Below are 23,600 nucleotides of genomic sequence, written 5' to 3' on the forward strand. Positions count from 1 at the left end.
AATGTAGTGTGTGCAATATATTGATTTATAAAGATAATTTATCGTTATTCAACTTGAATTAGAACTATGCATATCATACGAATTTCTCTCGCGTTGAATCAATCAAAATCATTCGGCTTGCATGCTACAAGCTGGGAATCCTGTGTGGATAAAACTATTAAGAAATGACTAAAAATGCCTCTTATGAATCATCTCGAGAGCTAAGAGCTGTCGCAACATTAGGGGCTGGAAAAATAGTGTAAATGGTGCCGGTTTGTTACTCCATAAGTGTAAAGATGGGGAGCTTAATGGATTTATCATTATACAATTCACGAACGTTATCGCGAAATGGGTTTGGGGAAGACTTTGAGAGAGGTTTCTTTAAAACAAGCAGGTGAATTTGCAACACAATGGCATTCTGTTTTTACGTGAAGGACATGATTCCATTAAAGAACGTGATAAATAAAAGCGTGAGGCAAGCGGAGAATTCATAAGATATTGATTTTATTGTCAAACGCATTTAAAGCAATACTTTTTAATAATAAAAATTACCTATTATTTTAGATTTTTGTTTATTGTATTTTTGAATGAGATCACTTTTCTTATAACAAATAGCTCTCCAAACAGAATACTCCAAAGTATAACATTATTGTGTTGCAAGTTCACGTGCTTGTTTTAAAGAAAAATTTCTCAGTGTGCACTTGAGCCTATTTCATAAGATTGCTTGTGAAATGGTATAAAATACCTCTTATGAATGGTATAAAATCCATACTACCGTTATTAATAAAGGTATAAGTATTTATTAAAGATATAAGCCGGCATTATTATCTATTTTTTAGCTTGTCATGTTGACGATAACCTTTGCACTTGAAAGCATAGAGGTATTTTTATTGCTGATCTTAAGAGTTTTTATAAACACGCTAATGTCTCTTATGGCGCACAACAAGTGCTTTGGATTGATTCATCCTCAATATAAAGAAGATTTGCAATAAGCAAATTACATCGTATTTTTTATTTGAGATGTAAAATAATAAATTATGATTATAAATAAGTGTTAAGATGTATGTTGACAGGTATTTTTGTAAAAATATTTATCAGAGTTATATGTCGTATTTTTCTATTTTAGCGATTAAAAGAAAGAGGAATGTCATTTTGCTTTTCATCTGTTTTTTTGCATATTGAATCATAGCCTTATATAAGCATTAACGTTGTGCATTTGTAAACTCTTCAAGCAGTTAAGGTATTAGAGGAATATCATTTTAGTTTCTAGATGTAGAAAAAACAGCAAAGCTTGCTTTAAAGCAAGCTACAACAGTAAAAAAAGTTTTATAAAATCCTCTCTTATTTTTCAATGTTTTTCTTACACGGAGTGTATCTATAATTTGCAGCACAATTTATAATTGTTAGCTTATTCTATTGTACTATAAAAGACCGACATTTGAGGTGAGGTGATATAAGATATGTAATTTGACACAGTATTCTGAAAACACGTGGTAAATATTTTAGGGTAAGCCTTGTATAAGTGAATCACATAAGTTGTTATCAAGCGGAATGAACTCAATAAAAATCTAGATTGTTACAGATCAGATTGGGTAGAATCTTTGTCCTTTAAAATGTGTAGAGAAAAAAATTATCAGTGCAGGGATAAACACGGATAAAGGTTGTATTAATCCAGATTCTTCCTCCGTAACAATTTTTTCAAACCTTGATGCTCTCTTTTTCAGGGATTCACAACACTTATGAATGTTTCAACACTTATTTGAGGAAGGGAAGGGGTTTTTGAAGTTTCGTGGTTAAAGTCAATTGCATTCAACAAAATAACGAGTAAAGGTTTCATTTAAATCCAAGAAGTTTATTTTCAATAAACCATAAATTCTTTGCCAATTCTTGATTGAAGTAATGCTTTTTCTTGATAACAAGTCTTTTTTTATAAATGAAGCATTACCTTCTATCCATTTTTTATTTCAAATCTTATTTAAGGATCTAGAAATTAGGGGGTATGTTTTTTGAACTGAATATTATGAAGTTTTTTATAAAACCCATGTTCTTTTGCGAGCAATTCTTTTTGAGTACCTTGTTCAATTAGTTGTCCATTTTGTATGACCACAATTTTATGAGCACGGGCAATTGTTGAAAGGCGATGAGCAATGATAATCGTTGTGCGTCCTTTGGTAAGGTGATGAATAGCTTCATTAATTTGTGCTTCGGTATGTGAATCGAGAGCGCTTGTTGCTTCATCAAGAATCAAAATTTCACTATCATGAATCATTGCTCTAGCGATAGCGAGTCGTTGTTTTTGGCCCCCTGAAAGATTACAGCCATTATCACCTATCTGTGTATCATAACCATTTGGCAAACTCATAATAAAGTCATGAGCATTTGCTGCTTTTGCTGCTTCGATAATTTCATCATCACTAGCTCCTTCTTTTCCAAGCCCGATATTATATTTAACAGTTCCTTGAAAGAGAAAAGTATCCTGTCCTACATAGGCCATCAGGTTTCTCAGAGATCGAAATGTCGTGTAGCGGATATCTTGATCATTAATCAATATTCGTCCTTTTGTAGGGTCATAGAGACGCATAATAAGGTTAATAAGGGTTGACTTTCCCGAACCGGATGGCCCCACTAATGCTGTCATTTTGCCAGCTTCTATTTCTAGGTTTATGTCTTTTAATACTATTTTGTTATCAGTGTAGGCAAAAGAAACATGTTCGAAACGAATAGCTCCTTGCGTTTTATTCAGATCTTTAGCGTCTTTATGTTCTATAACGGTAAGGGGACGATCAAGTATTTCAAACATCGTACGGATATTGACCAAACCAGATTCAATTTTGACACGTACATTTGCTAGTCTTTTTGCGGGCTCATAAGCTAAAAGTAAAGCAACAATAAAAGACATAAATTCACCTTGAACACCTGCGCGTTGAGTTGCGAGGTAACCAGAAAAACAGATAATACCAGCAATGGCGACACCTGTGAGTGTTTCCATAATCGGATTGGTAATAGCTTCGAGTGTTGCAATATGATTTGTTTGTTTTTCAACATCACAAATGGCTTTATCCATTCTTTTTTTCATGACTTCTTCTAGTGAAAAGGCCTTAATAACTCGAATGCCAACAGCCGTTTCCTGTACGATTTTGATAATTTCACCAAGTGAAAGGAGCTCTTTTTCCATAAGGCTGCGAATTCGTTTTAAAGCCATTCGAACGCCTAAAAAAGCTAGTGGTCCTACGAGTAAAGTAATGGCGATTAACATAAAATTTTGAATGAACATGACAAGCAACAAACCACTAACGGAAAGCAAATCACGTACAAAAGTTGTGATAATAGTATCCATGATATTACGTACGGCTGTAGCATTGTGGGTCACGCGCACAAGAAGATCAGATGAAGTGTTATTATGATAAAAAGAGACTCCTTGTTCCATAAGTCGTGCAAAAATTTTACGTTGTTGTTCAGCAATGATACTATTGCCTGCTTTATTCAGAAAATAAGTTTGGGCAAAAGTTGCAAGTCCCTTGAGAATAAAGATAAAAGCAATGATGCTAGAAATCAAAACGATCATAGGAAAATTCTGCGCATCAATAATATTATTAACAACATCACGCATAATCCATGCGCTAGTTGCAGTTGTACCAGAAATGATGATCATTGAGAAAATAGCCGCACTGTACCAACGCGCATGTTTATGAAAATTTTCGCGCAAAAGACGGATAATAAGATGTTTATCAAAAGAGGAAATTTGTTTTTTGGCCATGAAGTGCTTCTATATTCTCTCATTATTTTATGCAAGATTGAAGCACTTTTAATTAAAAAGCTCCTTAATCTTTTTTACAAAAATAGCTTTTTCTTTCAAGGTTCATCACATCAATTTCACAACGGTGAGAGTGAAGAATGTAGTGCAAAGTTTCTGTGAAAGGTATAACGAAAATTCGTTGTTCATCATTATTTTTAGTTTTCAATAAAAGGTACCGGCGAGTTTCACTATTGTATTTACCAATTTCCATATTGTGATAGCCTTTGGCACTTGAAATGGTTCACAAAAACATTTCTGCTTTTTTAATAATTTTATGTATCATCTCCATTTGTGATGTGTAAGCAAACAATTTTGCCGCATTGCATGATAAGAGAGCTTAAAATAAGAAGACCTTACGATGTTTGAGTTTTCTCATTTAATACGCAAAATAACGAATTCTTCTTATAAATTGATAAAGCATTATTAAACTCTTAAAAGGATTTATACACATTTATAAAACCTTAAAAGCACCACAAAAATTCTATGTGGTGCTTCTAAATAATACTATACACATCATTTTGATGAGTTGCATGCGAATATTATTCTAATGCAAAACTATTTAGGTGTTATCACCATCATCATTTGCCGGCCTTCAAGCTTTGGCTCCAATTCGATTTTGGCAATTTCACTTGTATCTTCTTTCACACGCTGAAGAAGCTTTAATCCAAGATCTTGGTGAGCCATCTCACGACCACGAAAACGCAAAGTAATCTTTACTTTATCACCATGATCAATAAAGCGATGAACAGCCTTGAGTTTGACTCCATAATCATGGACATCAACATTTGGGCGCATCTTAATCTCTTTGATTTCGATGACTTTTTGCTTTTTACGTGTTTCAGCAGCTTTTTTTTGGGTTTGATATTTTAATTTTCCCAAATCGATGATTTTACATACAGGTGGCTCCGCATTTGGTACAATTTCAACCAAATCAAGTCCCGCATCTGCAGCCATAGCAAGAGCTTCTTGTATCGCAACAACTCCCTGATGTTGTCCCTCATCATTGATAAGCTGAACATGAGGTACCCGAATATCCTGATTTGAACGTGGTCCGTCTTTTTGGGTAGGTGTCATTTTAAACGGTTTACGAATGGTTTATGCTCCTTAAATTTTGATTCAACTACAGTTAATTTAATATACAATTATGCACCTAAAAACAACAATAATTCGTATCTTTTTCATTATTTGATTTATTACTTTTTGGAATGATTTAGATTATAAAAGTTTTTCTCTTAATTTAAAGAAATTGTTTTATGGAGGATAAAGAATCATGGATCAAAATATTTCTTGTCAGTTTTTTTCGTTTGAGAACACCGCACTTGCGGTACGCTATCGCAAGGGGCGCCAATCTCCAGGTTTGGTTTGGCTTCCTGGCTATCAATCCGATATGTTGGGAAGTAAGGCAACATTAGTTGATCAGTTTGCTCAGAAGAATGATTTGTCTTGTTTACGTTTTGATTATTCTGGACATGGAGAATCTGAAGGTGATTTTTTTCAAGGAACAATTTCGCGTTGGGTTAAGGAAAGTTTAGCGACTTTTGAAACCTATTGTGAGGGTCCACAAATTTTGATTGGTTCCTCTATGGGTGGGTGGATTGCGCTAAGGCTTGCTATGATGCTAGCACAGAAAAATAAGAAGCTTGCTGGCATGATATTGATTGCTCCAGCGCCTGATTTTACACAAACATTGGTGGAACCAAAATTAGGCCCAGAAGAATGGAAGGTTTTGGAAGAAAAAGGCTATATTGAACGACCTGCAGTTGATGATATAGAGCCAATGCCCTTTACAAAAACATTGATTGAAGATGGACGCGAAAATTGTGTTATGAAAGGATGCATTGATGTTGGGTGTCCTGTCCATATTCTACAAGGGATGGAAGATGAAGATATTCCCTATCAGCATACATTGACTTTACTTGATCATTTACCTCTCCATGATGTAACATTGACACTTGTTCGTGATGCAGATCATCGCTTTTCTCGTCCACAAGATTTAGATTGCCTTGAAACAGTATTGAGATCTTTTATTAATCAGATTAATGCAAAATAAGGGGTATATTTATTTATTAATGATGAAGATAAAAATATATGAGCATTTCTAAACAGCATTTTATTTTTTCTGATCGCTCTGTACCTGTACGGGTGCGGGAAAATAAGTATGCGCGCCGTCTTACCTTACGTATCGATGCCAGAAATCAGGAGATTTGTGTAACAACACCACCAGCGATAAATCTCTATGCGGTTGAAAATTTTATTGAAAAACATCGGTCTTGGATTGAGGCACGTCTTGCTCGTGTACAAGTCTCTCCTGAAAATGCTTATCTCAAAGAGGGGGCGACAATACCTTTATTGGGCGTTTCTCATACCATAAAGCATAGAAAGGGACGTGGAGTAACAGAAATTGTTACAGCAGATGCGGAGCAAGGGCCTGAAATTATTGTTTATGGTCAATTAGAATATCTTCCAAGACGCATTGCTGACGTTTTAAAAAAACAAGCGGCGCTTATTATAACGCCTTTGGTGGCACTTTATGCTCATCAGGTAGAACGTAAAGTCAAATCCATTTGTTATAAAGATACGAGAAGTCGTTGGGGCTCTTGTTCAATCGATAAGCGTCTTTCTTTTTCTTGGCGCCTTATTATGGCACCAAAAGAAGTTGTTGAGTATGTTGTTGCCCATGAAGTTGCTCATCTTGTTGAAATGAATCACGGACCAAGATTTTGGGCTCTTTGTGAAGAGCTATGTCCTGATAGTAAAACATATCGAGCTTGGTTGAAAGAAAATGCTCCTAGACTGCATGCAATTAATTTTGATTCATATAAATTAGAGGCGTAAAAAACTTTCAAATGAAGGCAATATTTAACGGAACTTTTTGTTGAGTGTTTTGTTGAGTGTGTGCTTGCTCATGCATCATAATGAGGAAGCCATTGAAGCTCTCAGCACGATTGTTCTCCCCTGCTTGGTTTGCTGAGTGTCTTCAATGTTTTTGCTTTATCTTTTTTGTAATTCAGCGTAATAACTCTAAGTTCCGATGACTTATAAAAAAATGGGAAGGGACCTTATGTCTGTTCTTACAGATCCACTTCAGCTATTACAGGCACTTATTCGTTGTCCTTCTGTTACACCTCATGAAGCAGGGGCTTTATCAACTTTGGAACAATTTTTGAAAAAAATGGGATTTCACGTCGATCGCCCTATTTTTACGGATAAAAATACAGATAATGTTGAAAATCTTTATGCAAAAATGGGAAGTGAAGGACCCCATCTTATGTTTGCGGGTCATACGGATGTCGTACCGCCAGGCGCATTGGAAGATTGGACTTATCCACCTTTTGAAGCTGTTATAGATCAGGGGAAATTATATGGGCGGGGTGCTGTTGATATGAAGGGTGGTATCGCTTGTTTTATTGCGGCTCTAGCGCGAGTTCTTGAGAAACAGTCCATTAAAGGAAGGGTAAGCCTTTTAATTACAGGTGATGAAGAAGGACCTGCCGTTAATGGTACGGTAAAACTTCTCAAATGGGCAGAAAAAAAAGGCGAAAAATGGACTGCGGCTCTTGTGGGAGAACCAACAAGTGTAAAGACTGTTGGTGATATTATCAAAATTGGTCGTCGCGGATCGATTTCTGGTATCATTATCGTGAAAGGTCGCCAAGGCCATGTTGCTTTTCCAGAACGGGCTGCCAATCCCTTGCCTTTGGCAAGTAAGCTGATTCAAGTATTGACACAAACAGCTTTAGATAAAGGGACAGAGAATTTTCAACCGAGTAATTTAGAACTAACAACCATCGATACCGGTAACTTAGCAGTCAATGTTATTCCAGCGCAGACAACGGTTCGTTTTAATATACGCTACAATGATCTTTGGACAAAAGAAACACTGATGGAGGAAATTGAAAAGCGCCTTGCTTTGGTGCAAGCAAAAAACAATAGTGATCAATATCCCTCTTATCAGCTTGAATGGATTCCAAGTTTAGGGGATGTTTTTTTGACTAAAAATGATAAACTCATTCAAACTGTATCCAATGCGATTAAATGTGTAACAGGGAGTATACCAGAATGTTCTACTTCTGGTGGTACTTCAGATGCGCGATTTATTAAGGACTATTGCCCAGTGGTTGAGTTTGGCTTACCAGGGCAAACGATGCATATGGTAGATGAGTGTGTATCTCTTGAAGCCGTGGAAACGCTCACTGCTATTTATGAGCGTTTTATTGTTGATTTTTTTGCATAAAGAAATAATTGTTGGTTCAAAAATACCTTTGTCTTGTTGTGCCATAAGATAAGGTGTGGTGATACGAGACTCGTAAAACTTAATATATTAAGTAGTCTTAGAGTAAGTGATGAATATTCTTAAGTTGGGATTCTTGCCTGTAGAGTCTTTAGTTAAGTGAATTACATAATTGAAAAGCCAAAAGAGACCTGTTTGAAGAAGCAGAACTGTTTAGACCATATTGGATTGAAAATATTCGTTCTTTAAAGTGTAGAAAGGAAGTCACACGCAATCATATATGGAAAACAATGAATATTATATCATCATTGTGTGATGACAGATTGGAGCCATAAAGACACACAAAAACATGCTGCTATTGTAAAAAGTTCGTACAACGTAAATGCATTCATTCATACCACATGTCTTATATGATTTCTGCATGTTCATAAAATGCTTTCCTTGTTTCAATGAACTTCTTTTAAAATAAAGCCTATAGAAATACGCTTCAAGTTTATTTTATCCATATATTTTGCCATACTCTTTGTTACTCCAAAGAACCTTTATTGTAGAAAAAATCATTATGAGATAGAAAGTAAGCTTATCCAATCAGCTTTAATATTTTTGATGATAAAGATATATAGAAATTCTTCTGTAGCATCACATTGACTTTTTTAGCCAAGGATTGTCCTATATTATTATTTTCAATTAGTTATAAAATAACCTTAAAGGACGTGTATAGATAGCCATAAGCATGTACACATACAAGTAAGGTGATATGCAACGAATACCATTTTGCTCGCCAACGAAGCAATGCCGATTCATATTTAGTATATTTGTGATTTTATAGCATTGTATGTTTAATAAAATTCGTGATTTTGCTGTTACCTTATAAATCAATACCAAGCACACAACGGCATGTCTCAAATATTGGTTCACAATTTTCTTTGTTACAACAGTTTTTATATGTCAGGGTGAGGTAAAATGTTGCATGTATATCTGTTTTTGTAATCTCTTAAGATACATCACATTGATTTATAAGAATAATTCATTGTTTTGCATGTTGGGTAAGAGCCCTAATATTCGAGGATTCTTTCATTTCAAACCTGTTTATCTTAAATCAAGAGAAATCATTTGCTTGCACATAACAAGCGGGGATGAGTGTGTGGGTAAAAACTATAGAAGAAAGGAATACAAATGTCTCTTATGAACCGTCTCAAGTGCCAAGGGCCGTCGCAACACCCACGAGCTGGTAAAGTTATGTGCTGGTGCTCGGCTTTGCTTCTTCACAAGCAGACATAGAGTCTCATTGAGGGAGGATATAAAAGCATAAAGGTAAAAATAAATGTACCTTTTTACTATCCTTTTTCATGCGATTTTACAGTTTTCAAAAGAATCTAGAGTAAATAATAGAGATTGTTTCATGCTTATGTCTTTGGTTCTTTAATAGTGCCACGATCTCATAAAGAACAAAAATCATCGTGTTATATATTCATGTGCTTGTTTTAAAGAAATATCTCTCAGTTTTTATCATATTCATGCTACAATGGTTCTTATGAATATGTAATTTTCCGTGAAGTGTATAAAATCTATAGTATTGCATCATCTTTGCGCTTATGAAAAAAGCTAGACCACTATACACTTTCCAGCTCAAAATATTGCGATAGCTTTCATTTGAGAGTGTTCATAAAAGGTATTGCCTCTTTTTTATAGTTTTTATCCACATTCCCTATTTTTAAGGTGTAAGCGAATGGTTGTAATTAATTGACTATAAACAGATTTAAAATAAGGGAATCTTACAATATTTTAGTCTCGCTTTTGCTATGAAAAATGATAATTATGATTAAAATAAGTATGTTGTTATAAAAACTTTAGTTTGCGAGTTGGCTGATGATGTGATCAAGAACAATACGTCCTTTGGTTGTTGCTTTTAAGCGTTGGTTATCCACCATTTCTATCAATTCTTGGTGTTGTAAATCGATCAGTTTTTCCATTGGGATACGTTTAGGGCTTAAGGTTTCATAGCGTATAAGTTCTAAGCCTTCGCAAAGGCGTAATCCCATAAGGAGCATTTCATTTGCCTGTTGTTCAGTGGTTAAATGTTCCGTTTCAATACAGCCATGTCCTGTTGTTTCTACCAAATTAAGCCACTGTTCGGGATGTTTTTCATTTATTGTGACATAACGTTCACGGTTTTTAAGGTGTGATAATGATGTTTTTGAACAGAAAGAGGAATGATTCGGTGCGTGCTCAATGAAACGTCCATGTGCTCCTGGACCAAAGCCTGCATATTGGTGATAACGCCAATAAAGAAGATTGTGTGCTGATTCGGCACCGGGCATTGCATGGTTTGAGATTTCATAGGCAGGAAGTCCATGCAGTGCGGTTATTTCTTGAGTAAGATGGTACAGATCTGCTGCTAGCTCTGATGGGGGAAGGATAAGTCTTCCTGCATCATGAAGCCGTTTAAAGGCAGTTCCTTCTTCGATTGTCAATTGATAAAGAGAAAGATGGTCTGCTGCTAAATCAATTGCTTGTACAAGTTCAGATTTCCATTCTTCAAGAGTTTGTTCAGGGCGGGCATAAATGAGATCAAAGGATAAACGTGGAAAAATTTGTCGCGCTAAAGTAATGGCACAAAGAGCTTGTTCCACATTATGGAGTCGGCCAAGTTTGCGCAATGCTTTATCATTGAGCGCTTGTATTCCTAGAGATAAGCGATTAACACCTGCCGTACGGTATCCACGAAAGCGCTCTGCTTCCACACTGGATGGATTAGCTTCTAATGTAATTTCAACTTTATCATCGACTACCCATTTTTTTGCAAGTGCTTGCAATAGGGCATCGACAGTTTGCGGCTCCATAAGAGAAGGGGTTCCTCCACCAATAAAAATACTTGTAATATGGCGTGGGCCTATTTTGTGGTATTGCGTTTCTATTTCGCGCTTAAAGGCGGTGACAAAACGTGGTTGATCAACACCATGGATGCGAACATGCGAATTAAAGTCACAATAAGGACATTTAGCTGCACAAAAGGGCCAATGAATGTAAATGCCAAAAGGTTCATTCATGAGAATGCTAAAAGGTTTTCTGCCAAAAGTTTGAAAGCACGTGCGCGATGTGAAAGAGGGGGAATATCATTACATTTCCAGTTGTGTTTTTGCTCTGTTGACATTTCTCCAAAGGTATTTTCATATCCATCGGGTAAAAAAATAGGATCAAAACCAAAGCCTTTGTCTCCCCGTGGAGGCCAAATGAACGTTCCTTCAACGCATCCGCGGAAGTAATCTGCATGAGCATCAGGCCATGCAATGCAAATTACGGATATAAAACGGCATTTCCGTTGGTTTTTTTCTCGTGCTCCGACTTTTTGGAGTTCATTTTCTATTTTTTTCATAGCTTTTGGAAAATTACGTGTACCATCGGCTTGAATTGCCCAATCAGCGGTATAAACGCCTGGCGCACCCTCCAATGCATCTACCTCTAAGCCTGAATCATCAGAGAGGGCAGGAAGTCCTGTCTTTTTTGCTGCTGAAAAAGCTTTAATATAAGCATTTTCTTCAAATGTTTTTCCTGTTTCTTTTGGTTCTGGCAAGCCCATTTCTTTTGCCGATTGTATTATTAAACCGAAAGGCGTAATTAAAGTAGTGATTTCATGCAATTTTCCGGTGTTATGTGTAGCAATGACAAGTTTTTTATCTGCTATGCTTCTCATATAGATTTCTCCAAAAATGAAAGGGGAATTATTTTTGTGCTAAAAACCGGCTTAAATGCTCATACACACACATTCTGCTTGATTTTACATGATATGATTATTTTACATGTTTTATGATATTTTGTTCCAATAAAATTTTTTATCTTGTACGAAGATAACCTTGCAAAGATAGGAAAGACATGTCTTTTTTATGATAGCATTTTTATGGTAAATTTCCAATTTTCTGCTTGCTCTAAAGGGTAAAATTTTCTACTTACAGCGGTTTTTAATCAATCTAGATTCTTTTGACAAGTCCCTACAGCAGACCACTTTACAGATCAACTCTTATCTTAAATATTTCTCATACACTCTAACAAAAAATATTTCCTGCGTAATTTATCAAGCATCACTCTGAAAGGTAGCATTTTACAGCTCAATAGGATAATATGTTTTTATACTACTTTAGACTATTTGACCAAACCTTGGCAAAACTTATATAAGAGATGAGGATTTTAAAAATAGTGAAACAATTGTGATGAAACACAAAACTATTGATAATGAACTAAAATATCTTGATGAGCGTTCGCGTGGTATTTTTCGCCATATTGTTGAAGCTTATCTTAATGATGGGGAACCTGTAGGGTCACGTAATCTTTCGCGGCTTTTGCAACAGACATTATCACCTGCAACGATTCGTAACGTGATGAGTGATCTTGAACATCTCGGTTTGATTTATGCACCACATGTTTCTGCGGGTCGAATGCCAACACAATCAGGTTTACGCTTTTTTGTTGATGCATTTATGGAAGCGGGTGATTTGCCAAACGAAGAGCGAGAAAATATTGAAATGCAAGTCAAAGAGGCTGGTCATGCACAATCGGTTGAACATTTTCTTGTTCAAGCAAGCCGAGTTCTTTCAGATCTATCACGTGGGGCAGGGCTTGTTTTAGCAACGAAACAAGAAGGAACATTGAAACATATTGAATTTGTGCGCCTTGATAGGGAGAACGCTCTTGCCGTTTTGGTGACTCAACAAGGTGAAGTTGAAAATCGTATTGTTCATTTACCAGAAGGGGTTACTCATGCACAATTGACGGAAGCAACGAATTTTCTCAATGCCCATATCCAAGGGCGCACACTAAGTGAAGCTAAAGGGGAAATTGCCCGCTTATGTGCAGAAACACGGGCTGCACTTGATGATTTATCGCATCATCTTGTTGAAACGGGATTAGCTCTTTGGGGAGGAGAAGATGCTGATCATAAAATACACCTCATTGTTCGCGGGCGTAGCAATTTGCTTGAAGATGTAAAAGCAGAAGAAGATTTAGAACGGTTGCGCCATTTGTTTGATGATCTTGAAACGCGTGAGAGTATGGCACAGCTTCTCGATTTAACGGATGAAGGTTCTGGGGTTAGAATTTTTATTGGTTCAGAAAATAAGTTATTTTCACTTTCTGGTTCTTCTTTAGTTGTAGCACCTTATCGTGATTCACAACAAAGAGTCATTGGTGCTTTAGGTGTTATTGGTCCTACACGGCTTAATTATGCAAGGATCGTGCCCATGGTTGATTATACAGCTCAACTTGTGTCACAGTTATTGCGTTAAAACGGTGCAAGTAAGTATTTGTACTATAAAAGCTCATTGTATTATATACATCGATACCCCTTGATTTTTGTCTGTAGAATTTCGATATCGAGAATAACGAATCTTATGAAGGAATAAAATTTTTATGTCTGATGAAAAAAACAAATTTACTGACGCTTCATTTGAAAATTGTGATTTAAAAAATCCAGCTGATCGTAATACACTTAAACAGGCAGCCGATGAATTTTTAAAAACACATAAAACAGAGGAACACAAAGTCGTTGAAACAGAAAGCAATGAGGTTAGTGATCTTTTAGCGTCTTTGCAGGATGAAAATAAAGAATTGAAAGATCAACTTTTACGTCTTGTTGCAGATATGGAAAATCTTCGACGCCGTACTATGCGAGATGTGGCGGATGCAAAGGCTTATTCCATTGCTAATTTTGCAAGGGATATGTTATCGGTTTCTGACAATCTCAATCGTGCTTTGGAAGCGATTCCAGAAGGTGCACGGGAGAGTGATGCTGGTTTGAAATCATTAGCAGAAGGCGTTGAAATGACTGAACGTGCCATGATGGCAGCATTAGAACGTCATGGGGTGCAAAAAATTCATCCAGAGGGGCAAAAATTTGATCCTCACTTTCATCAAGCGATGTTTGAAATTCCCAATGCTGATGTTCCAGATAATACTGTTCAACAAGTGGTTCAGGCAGGTTATATTATCGGGGAAAGGGTGCTACGTCCAGCTATAGTGGGTGTAGCTAAAGGAGGAGCAAAAGAAGCTTCTGTTGAAGCTGATTCGGCTTAAAACACATCAATAATAAATCTCCAACATAAAATGCAGTATTCCCTGCAATTACATATATATGAAGTCTTTTTTTAAAGGGTGTTTATAACACCCTTTTATCTTTGAAGCGCCCAACTTCCTTTTACAATATAGGGAGTCTTATTTAAGGGAGAGGCCGATAACAATAAAACAAAATGATCAACCTCAAAAGGAGGGAGCGAAAAATCATCTCGAGAAGATAGATAAGAAGAAAGATCTTTAAGATTAATATCAAATATTCGTGCAAGAGTGATATGCGGAATAAATAGTCTTTCATCAGGCTTTAACTCTAATTTATTCCGGATATATTGCATCTTTTCATGTAAAAGAGTAAGCTTTTCACAAGGTTCAATGCAAACCACAAGAGAATGGGGAGCATTTTCTGAACTAAAAACTTCAAAACCCTTTATCTGTAGCGTAAAAGAAGGAAGTTCTATAGTGTTAAAGGTATGCATAATTTCATCTTCTAGGGAGCTTTCAACTTCGCCAAAAAAAGATAAGGTTACATGAAAATTTTGCGGATTGATCCATTGCGCTTTTGGTAAGCCATTTTGCAATGATATGAGGGCTTTTGTTGTTTGTTGAGGAATCTGAAGAGCACTAAATAGACGATCCATGATATTATCTCCTTATAATGAAAGATGTTATCCCAAGCGCAATATAGATAATAAGGGCGGGGCACGTACCACAGAAAACAAGGCAATAGTATAGAAAAAGAATGTCTAAAGAATTCTTACTATAATTATGAGCTTACAAAGCTTATTCGTTTTAAGAAAATGGTTATGACATTGATAAGAATTGCATTTTCATGATCTGTATCACAATGATGTGCAATGGAAGATTACTTGTGTATTATAAAAGCTACAAAGTGAGCAGAAAATAAGAAAGTTGATAGATTTTTGATGTGCGAAATTATTTTGACATTTATCTTTAGCCTAAAATAAAGCATATTCTAATACAAAGGTGAAGAGTTCTCTTTTCTGTAAAGGTCTAATTATATGATTAAGTTGGGGAATAGCCATAATACGCAAAACTATTCAAATGGGCCAAATAATGTTAGGAAAAGGAAAAAATTATTGCATAACAAAATAACTATAAGCTTTTACATTTATGATAATTATACCAATCTATAATGGATATGAATATTGGTATAAAAGCGGGAAGAGAAATTAAAATTCAAAATAATGATGGAAAGTTCCTATTTTCTAAGAATTATCATCCTTGTTTATGATGAAAAAGCACTAGTTTTCCTCTCCAAAGTTGTTATTGATGAGCTTTTCAAGAGCATTAAGAGCATCTGTTGCTTCTGGTCCTGAAACACGAATGGTAAGGTTGCAACCGGATGAAGCCGCTAGCATCATAAGTCCCATAATTGATGATCCGCCAACAATTTTTCCGTCCTTTTCAACTTCAACAGTAACATTAAAATTGTCAACAGTTTGTACAAATTTTGCAGAGGCACGTGCATGCAACCCACGTTTATTACAGATATTGAAATGACGACTTATACATGGGAGGGTATCTTTGGAAAACATTGGTATTTTATTATCCGCTATAAAATTATACTTGGTACATTAATATATTTACGCCCTGCTTCTTGTGCTATTCTTAACGCGTCTGATAATGAAATATCAGGACATTTGCGAATAGAAATCAGTTTAATAAGCATGGGCAAATTAACACCCGCAATCATTTCAACGCGTCCTTTTTCAATAGCAGGAATAGCTATATTTGATGGTGTTCCACCGAACACATCTGTTAATATGATGACGCCATGATCCGTATCTGTATCGGTTACTGCGGCTATAATATCACCTCGGCGCTGATCTATATCGTCATCGGGATAAACGCATATTGTTGCGAACTTTTCTTGTGCTCCAACAACATGTTCCACGGCATGTAAAAATTCGACAGCCAGCTCACCGTGCGTTACAAGCACGAGTCCAATCATTTACGCAAACTCCTGTTAACTAATAAGATCCGACCATATTGGTGGGAAGGATATTTTACAAGGCTTTGTCTTGCTGCCAAGAAAAATTTGCAAAAAAAAGGCAAAAAATGTTATTTTTTTATTTTTAGAAAAAAATTAAACAGATTTACGCCACATTTTTCTAAACAAGAATGCTTCAATAGCTTGACAAATGGCTGTACAATCGGCTTCACGAAGAGAGGGTAGTTTTAAAAGAGGAATGTGCAAATTTTCAAATTGAAAAGTTTTATTTGTGGAAAAACGTTCATATTCAGGACCGAGAGAAATAACACAATCGATAATTGTGTGTTTTTTAAATTCTATCATATAAAGACCAACACCACGAATCTCGATACCGCCCTCTAAATTATCAGGAGTGTATCCGTGAAGCTTTCCATTTTCCGCACGCAACATTGTATAATCATCACTGATAAGCTTCGCTTCACGTTTTGACCACTCAGCACGGTCAAGCAAAGAAAGGGTAAGGGTTGATTTTCCTGATCCCGATGGCCCTATAATTAACAGCCCCTTTTCGCCCAGTTTAAGGCAATTTGCGTGGAGTATTTCACATTTTGTTTTCATGTCTTTTACTTTGGATAAAAGCTTTATTTAGCAAGCGGAAGTATAATAATAAAACGTGCACCGGTCTTATTCTTTCCAAGTGCGGGATCAATAATATTTTCGGCTGTAATTGTCCCATTATGGGCTTCGATGATTTGCCGACTAATAGAAAGACCAAGTCCAGAGTTTTGTCCAAAAGCATCTTCATTTGGTCGATCTGTATAAAAACGTTCAAAAATGCGTTCAATATTTTCTGAACGAATACCTGGGCCATTGTCTTCAATGGTTAAAATAAGAGTTGAAGCATGACTTTTCATAGTGATGCAAATTTTGCCACGATCACGGGGAATAAAGGAACGTGCATTTTCAAGAAGATTTGAAATCACTTGTCCTAAACGGAGTTCATGTCCCAATACAAGATAGGCTTTTCCATGAGGACGTGGAATAATATTAAGGCTTACATCAATAGTTTGTGTATTACGGTATACTTCCTGAACTGCATGAACAAGACTTTCCAGCAGCGGTGTCATATCAACGATCTCTGCGGTTTCTCGTGCAAGTTCTGCATCGAGCCGCGATGCATCAGAAATATCCGTAATCAATCGATCAAGACGACGCACATCATGTTGAATAATTTCCAGCAATTTCTCTTGTGCTTCTTCATTTTTAGCCAGAGGGAGTGTTTCAACAGCACTGCGTAGGGAGGTGAGAGGATTTTTTAATTCGTGGCTTACATCAGCAGCAAAGCGTTCAATGGCTTCAATCCGCATATAAAGCGCATTGGTCATATCACGAATAGAGGTTGAAAGGTGACCAATTTCATCTTCACGCATTGAAAAATCAGGAATTTCTACACGCTGATTATTGCCATTACGCACTCGATTAGCCGAGGCAGATAATTTACTTAATGGATGGGCAATCGTATGGGCTAAAAAGAGAGAAAGGACCAAAAGTACGCTGCCTACAACGGCAAAAACTTTAAAGATAACCAGTCTTTCACCCTTTACAATATTATCAATATCGGAGCCAGTGGTTGAAAGAAGAAGGGCTCCAACCACTGCGCGATAGCGTTGAACAGGAACGGCAACAGAAACAATTAATTGACCTTGTCTGTTGCGTCTTTTGGCGGTAGCAAGAGATCCGTTTAATGCTCGATACACTTCTGGATAAGCAATACCGCTGGTTTTTGTTTGTTCTCTATCCAGAATGATACCTTTGCCATAAAAAATACGTGAATACCATGAAGTGAAGTGATCCCACATGTTTTGTTCTGTTTTTATTGGAGGTAAATCATAGCTAAAAACTTCTCCACTAGAATAAAGAACGCGTGAATCAAGAAGGAGAGTAGCATCACGATCATAGATACGTGCTCTTGTCGTTTTAGGTGTGATGAGACGCCGTAAAAGAGGGGCAACCTGTTCAGGGTTAATGGGGAAATCCCAAGAGTCGGTTGATTGAGGGGCAGGTGTAATGCTTTCTCCAGCCTGTAATTCTAAGAGCTTTTGGGGATCAATGAGGATAGAATTTGTATCTACGGTTGCAGAAGCAGCAATAGCCCCAGCGATAATTTTTCCTTGGGTACATAGACTTTTAATTTTTGCTTCAATTAAACCATCGCGAAATTGGTTAAGGTATAAAATGCCTGTAACCAGAACGGCAAGGGCGGCAATGTTTAATATAACAATGCGGCGTGTGAGACTGGAAAAAAGCAATTGTCTGAAGAGACGTTGTGTTCGAAGATGCAAACGAGCAAACATCAGAAATGACGTTGAGGATATGCCGTTAGGAGCGGTTTTTTGTAGAGTTTCCAGTTGAGAATTGTTTGTCATCGATTTGATTGCCGTTCAAATTTTTGCGACAAAGTAGTTTTATACCTCGTGAAAACGATAACCTACACCATAAAGTGTTTCAATCATTGCAAAATCATCATCCACTTGTTTAAACTTTTTACGCAGACGTTTAATGTGACTATCAATGGTGCGATCATCTACGTAAACTTGATCACTATAGGCAGCATCCATTAAAGCATCACGACTTTTTACAACTCCTGGTCTTTGTGCTAGGGTTTGCAGAATCAAAAATTCTGTAACAGTTAAAATAACAGGTTTATCTTTCCATGTACAGGTGTGACGTTCTTGATCCATCACAAGATCTCCACGTTTAAGAGAAGAGGTGGAAGCAGTTCCTGTAGAAGGCGGTTGGTTACGTGCATTGGAACGGCGTAAAATAGCTTTCACACGTTCAATGAGAAGACGTTGAGAGAAAGGCTTCGTAATAAAATCATCAGCGCCCATTTTGAGACCAAATAATTCATCAATTTCATCATCTTTAGAGGTCAGAAAAATAACTGGGAGATCAGATTTTTGACGCAAACGGCGCAAGAGCTCCATTCCATCCATTCGGGGCATTTTAATATCAAAAATAGCCAAGTGTGGGGGGTGAAGTGTGAGACCTTTGAGTGCAGATGCTCCATCTGTATAGCTTTCAACCCGATATCCTTCTGTCTCAAGCGCAAAAGATAGAGACGTCAGAATATTGCGATCATCATCAACAAGTACAATCGTTTGCGTGATTGTTGGTGTATCTTTCATGGTTTCTTAGACCTTTCTATTGCTGTGGTAGCAAATTACCCACACTTGTTTATATGGGAGTTCACATTTTTTTTGCAAAACAAATATGATACAAATTGTAGCAAAGTAAAAACCCTTTTGTCATTACTGTAAAATCTTGTTTTGCTTTCATAATTTATAATGTTTCTACGTCTATTAAGATCCCTTCGTTTGAGAGAAAATTTTCATAAAAGCTTTTTTATCAAAGTTTAGTGCATAGTTTATTAGTGTCTTTGTCCCAGAATTGAACAGGTTTAGTTTTGATTGTTGAAGTTTAAAAAATCCGCCTATGTGTTTTAAGAGCAAAGAAAAGAATGTGGCGATATATACACAAAAATTTGTTTCTGTTACACGAAAGAAGGTCATAATGGGATTTTTTAATTTTATTAAAACTGTAGGGGAAAAGTTAGGTATTGGGGATCATGAACCAACAGAAAAAGATTTTAAGGCAGCATTTGATCATTTTCAACTCGGTACAGAAAAAGTAAATGTTCAAGTTAAAGATGGCAAAGCTATTTTAAGCGGTGAGGTTTCAGATAGAGCAACACTTGAAAAAGCACTTCTTGTTGTTGGTAATTCACAAGGTATCTCTTCTGTAGGTGTAGATCAATTAAAGGTTATAGATACGACGCCTAGAAAGACTTCTCACTTTTATGAGGTTAAATCTGGTGATAATCTTTGGAAAATTGCTGAAGAGGTTTATGGAAAAGGGCAAGGTGATAAAAACACATTTATTTTTGAAGCCAATAAGCCAATGCTAAAATCTCCCGATAAAATTTATCCTGGGCAAGTTTTGCGTATTCCTGAAATTGGCCATACTTAATTCATAAAAGGAATAATTTTGACTGATGGCATTAAACAAAACATAAGGAGCATGAAAAAATTTCACGCTCCTTATTTTTATAACATGTATGTTTATAATAAAAGGAGTTTAATGAGCAGGAATGGATTTAGAAGGTGATATCGCTTTCATAGCATTTACAGAGAAATCAACATTAATAGTTCCTGCTTTTTCAAATGTCAATTTTGCACTAATTTTATCACCTAGCTTGAATGGTTGTGAAAGTCCCATAAACATAATGTGATCACCACCAGGCTTAAGCGTAATTTCGCCATTTCCTGGAATTTCAATGCCATTGTGCATTTTTTCCATTTTCATAATATCATTAACAACTGCCATAGAGTGGATCTCTGTTGTTTTTACGCCGTTTGTTGAAATAGAAACCAAACGGTCTGGGGTATTACTATGATTAATAATGTAGAGATAACCGCTACCAATCCTTATACCTCTAGGCGTTTCTCGTGTCCAAGGATTGAGAATTTCTATGTCACCAAGTTGATATTGTTGAGCATTTGCTGGCAAAATTATAGCAGAAAAGAGAAGAGCACACACAATATTTATGATAACTTTTTTGTATGGATATTGTGCATGTATTGTATTCTTAAAGATGAGATTTATTATTTTCTTAATAATAGATGTCATCATTGATTCACCCTCCTTCATAAAATTCACATTTTAAATGTACTTTTTTATTTTAGCAGAGTTCTTATTTAAAATAAAAGAGAGAATTATTAAACTTAAATTGATTTTAATATAAAAATAGAAATCATAGAATTTCGCGATTTTAAAAGAAGACAGTAAAGTTTACAACGACAAAAAATTTCTCAATGCTTCCGTGTTTGTCTTAATAAAATTTATAATGCATCACTATTTTTTTAATATAGACAAAACAAACCGATCATATACTTTATCAAAGCTTAATATTGCGATATCTTTGTGCATTTTTATATGTTTTCAAATTTCAGAATTATACAAGTAAAAAAGCTTTTTAGGTGGATTTAGAGCACAGCTTTCAAATAGCAGTGAACAATGAGGCCATTAGAAGAGGAGTTTTTGAGAGGAGATTGATAGAGAATGTCTTTACTGATATGCGTATTTGGAAAAGCGCTGCTTAACACTATGAAAGAGTCTCGTAAAAAATAGCTTCATAAGATATGACATCTACTTTAGTTTAAGGAAGGGTTATAATATTTATGATATAAGTTATTCGCCTTTAAGCGATATTTTTAAAAAGCTTTTATGTGAGTATTTTTTATTAAAGGTGGGAGATAAAGAACAAAAGTGCAATCACTCTTTTTATTTTTTAATTTTTATAGAAAGATATATTTTTTGAGAATTGCAAAAAAAATATATTATAATCTCAAGTCTTTCATAAATATGGTATTTATAGGTCATTAGAGTGCCTATTTTAAAAGAAATTTTTTATTTTGGAGATGTTTCTCTCATTATTCTCTTGTAGCAATAAAAGCCTGTTCTTATATACGAGGCAGCAAGGCTTGTTGCGACTTGCAGTTTATTATTATTTTATGTTGCTTGAAGCAATATATGGGCTTTAAGTGTTATGAGGAGCTGTCTTAAAAAGATGCTTTATAAAGGTTGAGGTAGCTTGCTGAATGGAGATTATAATATGGCAAAAGTAATTGGTATTGATTTGGGGACAACGAACTCTTGTGTGGCTGTTATGGATGGCAAAAATGCAAAAGTTATTGAAAACTCAGAAGGAGCGCGAACAACACCTTCCGTTGTTGCCTTTACTGATGGGGGGGAGCGGCTTGTTGGGCAACCTGCTAAACGGCAGGCGGTGACAAATCCTGAAGGGACAGTTTTTGCAGTTAAACGTTTGATAGGGCGCCGTTTTGATGACCCTATGGTTGAAAAAGATAAAGCGCTTGTTCCTTATAAAATTGTTAAAGGTGACAATGGTGATGCATGGGTTGAAGAGGCGGGAAAGAAATATTCTCCGTCACAAATTTCAGCTATGATTTTGCAAAAGATGAAGGAAACAGCAGAATCTTATCTTGGTGAAAAAGTTGAACAAGCCGTTATTACGGTTCCTGCTTATTTTAATGATGCGCAACGTCAAGCCACGAAAGACGCAGGTAAAATTGCTGGACTTGAAGTTTTACGGATTATTAATGAGCCAACTGCTGCTGCTTTAGCTTATGGTTTGGACAAAAAGGATGGAAAAACAATTGCTGTTTACGACCTTGGTGGTGGTACATTTGATATTTCAGTCCTTGAAATTGGAGATGGCGTTTTTGAGGTTAAGTCAACCAATGGGGATACATTTTTAGGGGGTGAAGACTTTGACATGCGCTTGGTTGGTTATTTTGCCGATGAATTCAAAAAAGAGCAAGGAATTGATCTGAAAAATGATAAACTCGCTTTACAGCGCTTAAAAGAAGCAGCAGAAAAAGCAAAGATTGAGCTTTCTTCGTCACAGCAAACAGAAATTAATTTACCATTTATCACGGCAGATCAATCAGGTCCCAAGCACTTAACAATGAAATTGACTCGGGCAAAATTTGAATCTCTCGTTGACGATTTAGTGCAGCGTACCATCGAACCTTGTAAAGCTGCGTTGAAAGATGCTGGATTAAAGGCTGGTGAGATTGACGAAGTTGTTTTAGTGGGTGGTATGACACGTATGCCTAAGATTCAGCAAGTTGTGCAGAACTTCTTTGGTAAGGATCCACACAAAGGCGTTAACCCTGATGAAGTGGTTGCAATGGGCGCTGCCATCCAAGGAGGTGTATTGCAAGGCGATGTCAAAGATGTGTTGTTGCTAGATGTAACACCTTTATCTTTGGGTATTGAAACCTTGGGTGGGGTTTTCACACGCCTTATTGAGCGCAATACCACTATCCCGACGAAAAAATCGCAAGTTTTTTCGACGGCTGATGATAACCAGAGTGCTGTAACGATTCGTGTTTTCCAAGGTGAACGGGAAATGGCAAGTGATAATAAGTTATTGGCTCAATTTGATCTTGTTGGTATTCCTCCAGCACCACGTGGTATACCTCAAATTGAAGTTACTTTTGATATCGATGCGAATGGTATTGTTAATGTTTCGGCCAAGGATAAGGGAACAGGGAAAGAGCATCAAATTCGTATTCAGGCATCAGGTGGTTTAAGTGATGCTGATATTGAAAAAATGGTAAAGGATGCAGAAGAGCACGCGGCTGAGGATAAAAAACGCCGTGAAGGTGTTGAAGCTAGAAATCAAGCGGAGGCTCTTATTCATTCAACTGAAAAGTCGCTCAATGAATATGGCGATAAAGTATCAGCTGAAGAAAAGGGACAGATTGAAACAGCAATCTCTGATTTGAAATCTGCGCTTGAAGGCAGTGATACGGAAGAGATAGCAACAAAGATGCAAAAATTAGCAGAAGTCAGTATGAAACTTGGACAGGCTATGTATGAAGCTTCACAAGCAGCGAGCGCGGATACTGAAACAGAAACAAAGAATGATGATGTTGTCGATGCTGATTTTGAAGAAGTTAATGATAAGAAGAAATAGTGTCAGCGTA

18 protein-coding genes and 1 pseudogene are annotated in these 23,600 nt (G+C 36.3%); 8 read left to right on the top strand and 11 right to left on the bottom strand.

The features are described from left to right. Window positions 1–174: 174 nt before the first annotated feature. Window positions 175–442: pseudogene (locus ACFIMW_RS01975) on the top strand (integrase arm-type DNA-binding domain-containing protein); the annotation flags it as partial. Between the two features lie 1,527 nt (window positions 443–1,969). Here ACFIMW_RS01975 and ACFIMW_RS01980 read toward each other — a convergent pair. Continuing rightward, on the bottom strand, window positions 1,970–3,736 hold the full coding sequence (locus ACFIMW_RS01980) for an ABC transporter ATP-binding protein (protein WP_375607931.1): 1,767 nt from the start codon (window positions 3,734–3,736) through the stop codon (window positions 1,970–1,972). A gap of 594 nt (window positions 3,737–4,330) precedes the next feature. Further along, entirely contained in the window at window positions 4,331–4,849 is a 519-nt protein-coding gene (infC, locus tag ACFIMW_RS01985) for a translation initiation factor IF-3 (RefSeq protein WP_375607932.1), read from the bottom strand. A 196-nt stretch (window positions 4,850–5,045) separates the two neighbouring features. On the opposite strand from infC, the gene ACFIMW_RS01990 reads away from it, so the two are divergent. From ACFIMW_RS01990 to dapE, 3 genes are all read left to right on the top strand, one after another. Further along, window positions 5,046–5,825: an alpha/beta hydrolase gene (locus tag ACFIMW_RS01990; RefSeq protein ID WP_375607933.1), complete on the top strand. Its 780-nt coding sequence runs from the start codon at window positions 5,046–5,048 to the stop codon at window positions 5,823–5,825. A 38-nt stretch (window positions 5,826–5,863) separates the two neighbouring features. Then, on the top strand, window positions 5,864–6,610 hold the full coding sequence (locus ACFIMW_RS01995; RefSeq protein WP_375606135.1) for a M48 family metallopeptidase: 747 nt from the start codon (window positions 5,864–5,866) through the stop codon (window positions 6,608–6,610). A 226-nt stretch (window positions 6,611–6,836) separates the two neighbouring features. Next, window positions 6,837–8,009, top strand: coding sequence for a succinyl-diaminopimelate desuccinylase (gene dapE / locus ACFIMW_RS02000; RefSeq protein ID WP_375606136.1), 1,173 nt, complete (start codon window positions 6,837–6,839; stop codon window positions 8,007–8,009). 1,847 nt (window positions 8,010–9,856) lie between these two features. Here the strand turns inward: dapE and hemW are convergent. Next, window positions 9,857–11,056: a radical SAM family heme chaperone HemW gene (hemW, locus tag ACFIMW_RS02005; RefSeq protein WP_375607934.1), complete on the bottom strand. Its 1,200-nt coding sequence runs from the start codon at window positions 11,054–11,056 to the stop codon at window positions 9,857–9,859. Continuing rightward, a complete protein-coding gene (gene rdgB, locus ACFIMW_RS02010) occupies window positions 11,053–11,700 on the bottom strand; it encodes an RdgB/HAM1 family non-canonical purine NTP pyrophosphatase (RefSeq protein ID WP_375607935.1) in 648 nt (215 codons plus the stop codon). Before rdgB ends, hemW begins: the two co-directional genes overlap by 4 nt. Before the next feature lie 514 nt (window positions 11,701–12,214). Here rdgB and hrcA point away from each other — a divergent pair. Both hrcA and grpE read left to right on the top strand, forming a co-directional pair. Then, window positions 12,215–13,285: a heat-inducible transcriptional repressor HrcA gene (hrcA, locus tag ACFIMW_RS02015; protein ID WP_375607936.1), complete on the top strand. Its 1,071-nt coding sequence runs from the start codon at window positions 12,215–12,217 to the stop codon at window positions 13,283–13,285. A gap of 124 nt (window positions 13,286–13,409) precedes the next feature. Continuing rightward, window positions 13,410–14,072, top strand: a complete 663-nt coding sequence (grpE, locus tag ACFIMW_RS02020; RefSeq protein WP_375607937.1) for a nucleotide exchange factor GrpE — start codon at window positions 13,410–13,412, stop codon at window positions 14,070–14,072. A 95-nt stretch (window positions 14,073–14,167) separates the two neighbouring features. Here the strand turns inward: grpE and thpR are convergent, their stop codons facing one another. The 6 genes from thpR to ACFIMW_RS02050 form a co-directional block, all read right to left on the bottom strand. Then, window positions 14,168–14,707, bottom strand: coding sequence for an RNA 2',3'-cyclic phosphodiesterase (gene thpR, locus ACFIMW_RS02025; protein WP_375607938.1), 540 nt, complete (start codon window positions 14,705–14,707; stop codon window positions 14,168–14,170). Between the two features lie 624 nt (window positions 14,708–15,331). Continuing rightward, on the bottom strand, window positions 15,332–15,625 hold the full coding sequence (locus ACFIMW_RS02030) for an HPr family phosphocarrier protein (RefSeq protein ID WP_012754483.1): 294 nt from the start codon (window positions 15,623–15,625) through the stop codon (window positions 15,332–15,334). A gap of 17 nt (window positions 15,626–15,642) precedes the next feature. Then, on the bottom strand, window positions 15,643–16,041 hold the full coding sequence (locus ACFIMW_RS02035; protein WP_375607939.1) for a PTS sugar transporter subunit IIA: 399 nt from the start codon (window positions 16,039–16,041) through the stop codon (window positions 15,643–15,645). A gap of 135 nt (window positions 16,042–16,176) precedes the next feature. Then, entirely contained in the window at window positions 16,177–16,641 is a 465-nt protein-coding gene (locus ACFIMW_RS02040; RefSeq protein ID WP_375607940.1) for an HPr kinase/phosphatase C-terminal domain-containing protein, read from the bottom strand. 23 nt (window positions 16,642–16,664) lie between these two features. Further along, window positions 16,665–18,449 carry a stimulus-sensing domain-containing protein gene (locus tag ACFIMW_RS02045; protein WP_375607941.1) on the bottom strand — a complete coding sequence of 595 codons (1,785 nt, stop codon included), beginning with the start codon at window positions 18,447–18,449 and terminating at the stop codon, window positions 16,665–16,667. Between the two features lie 39 nt (window positions 18,450–18,488). Then, on the bottom strand, window positions 18,489–19,211 hold the full coding sequence (locus tag ACFIMW_RS02050; protein WP_375607942.1) for a response regulator transcription factor: 723 nt from the start codon (window positions 19,209–19,211) through the stop codon (window positions 18,489–18,491). Between the two features lie 385 nt (window positions 19,212–19,596). On the opposite strand from ACFIMW_RS02050, the gene lysM reads away from it, so the two are divergent. After that, window positions 19,597–20,052, top strand: coding sequence for a peptidoglycan-binding protein LysM (lysM, locus tag ACFIMW_RS02055; protein ID WP_375607986.1), 456 nt, complete (start codon window positions 19,597–19,599; stop codon window positions 20,050–20,052). A gap of 108 nt (window positions 20,053–20,160) precedes the next feature. Here lysM and ACFIMW_RS02060 read toward each other — a convergent pair whose 3' ends face one another. Continuing rightward, on the bottom strand, window positions 20,161–20,715 hold the full coding sequence (locus ACFIMW_RS02060; protein ID WP_375607943.1) for a copper chaperone PCu(A)C: 555 nt from the start codon (window positions 20,713–20,715) through the stop codon (window positions 20,161–20,163). Between the two features lie 982 nt (window positions 20,716–21,697). On the opposite strand from ACFIMW_RS02060, the gene dnaK reads away from it, so the two are divergent. Beyond that, complete coding sequence (gene dnaK / locus ACFIMW_RS02065) at window positions 21,698–23,590, top strand: molecular chaperone DnaK (RefSeq protein WP_375607944.1); 1,893 nt, start codon at window positions 21,698–21,700, stop codon at window positions 23,588–23,590. The last annotated feature ends 10 nt before the right edge of the window (window positions 23,591–23,600 follow it).

This window comes from Bartonella sp. AC329YNZD (assembly GCF_042196685.1).
Classification (GTDB): Bacteria; Pseudomonadota; Alphaproteobacteria; order Rhizobiales; family Rhizobiaceae; genus Bartonella.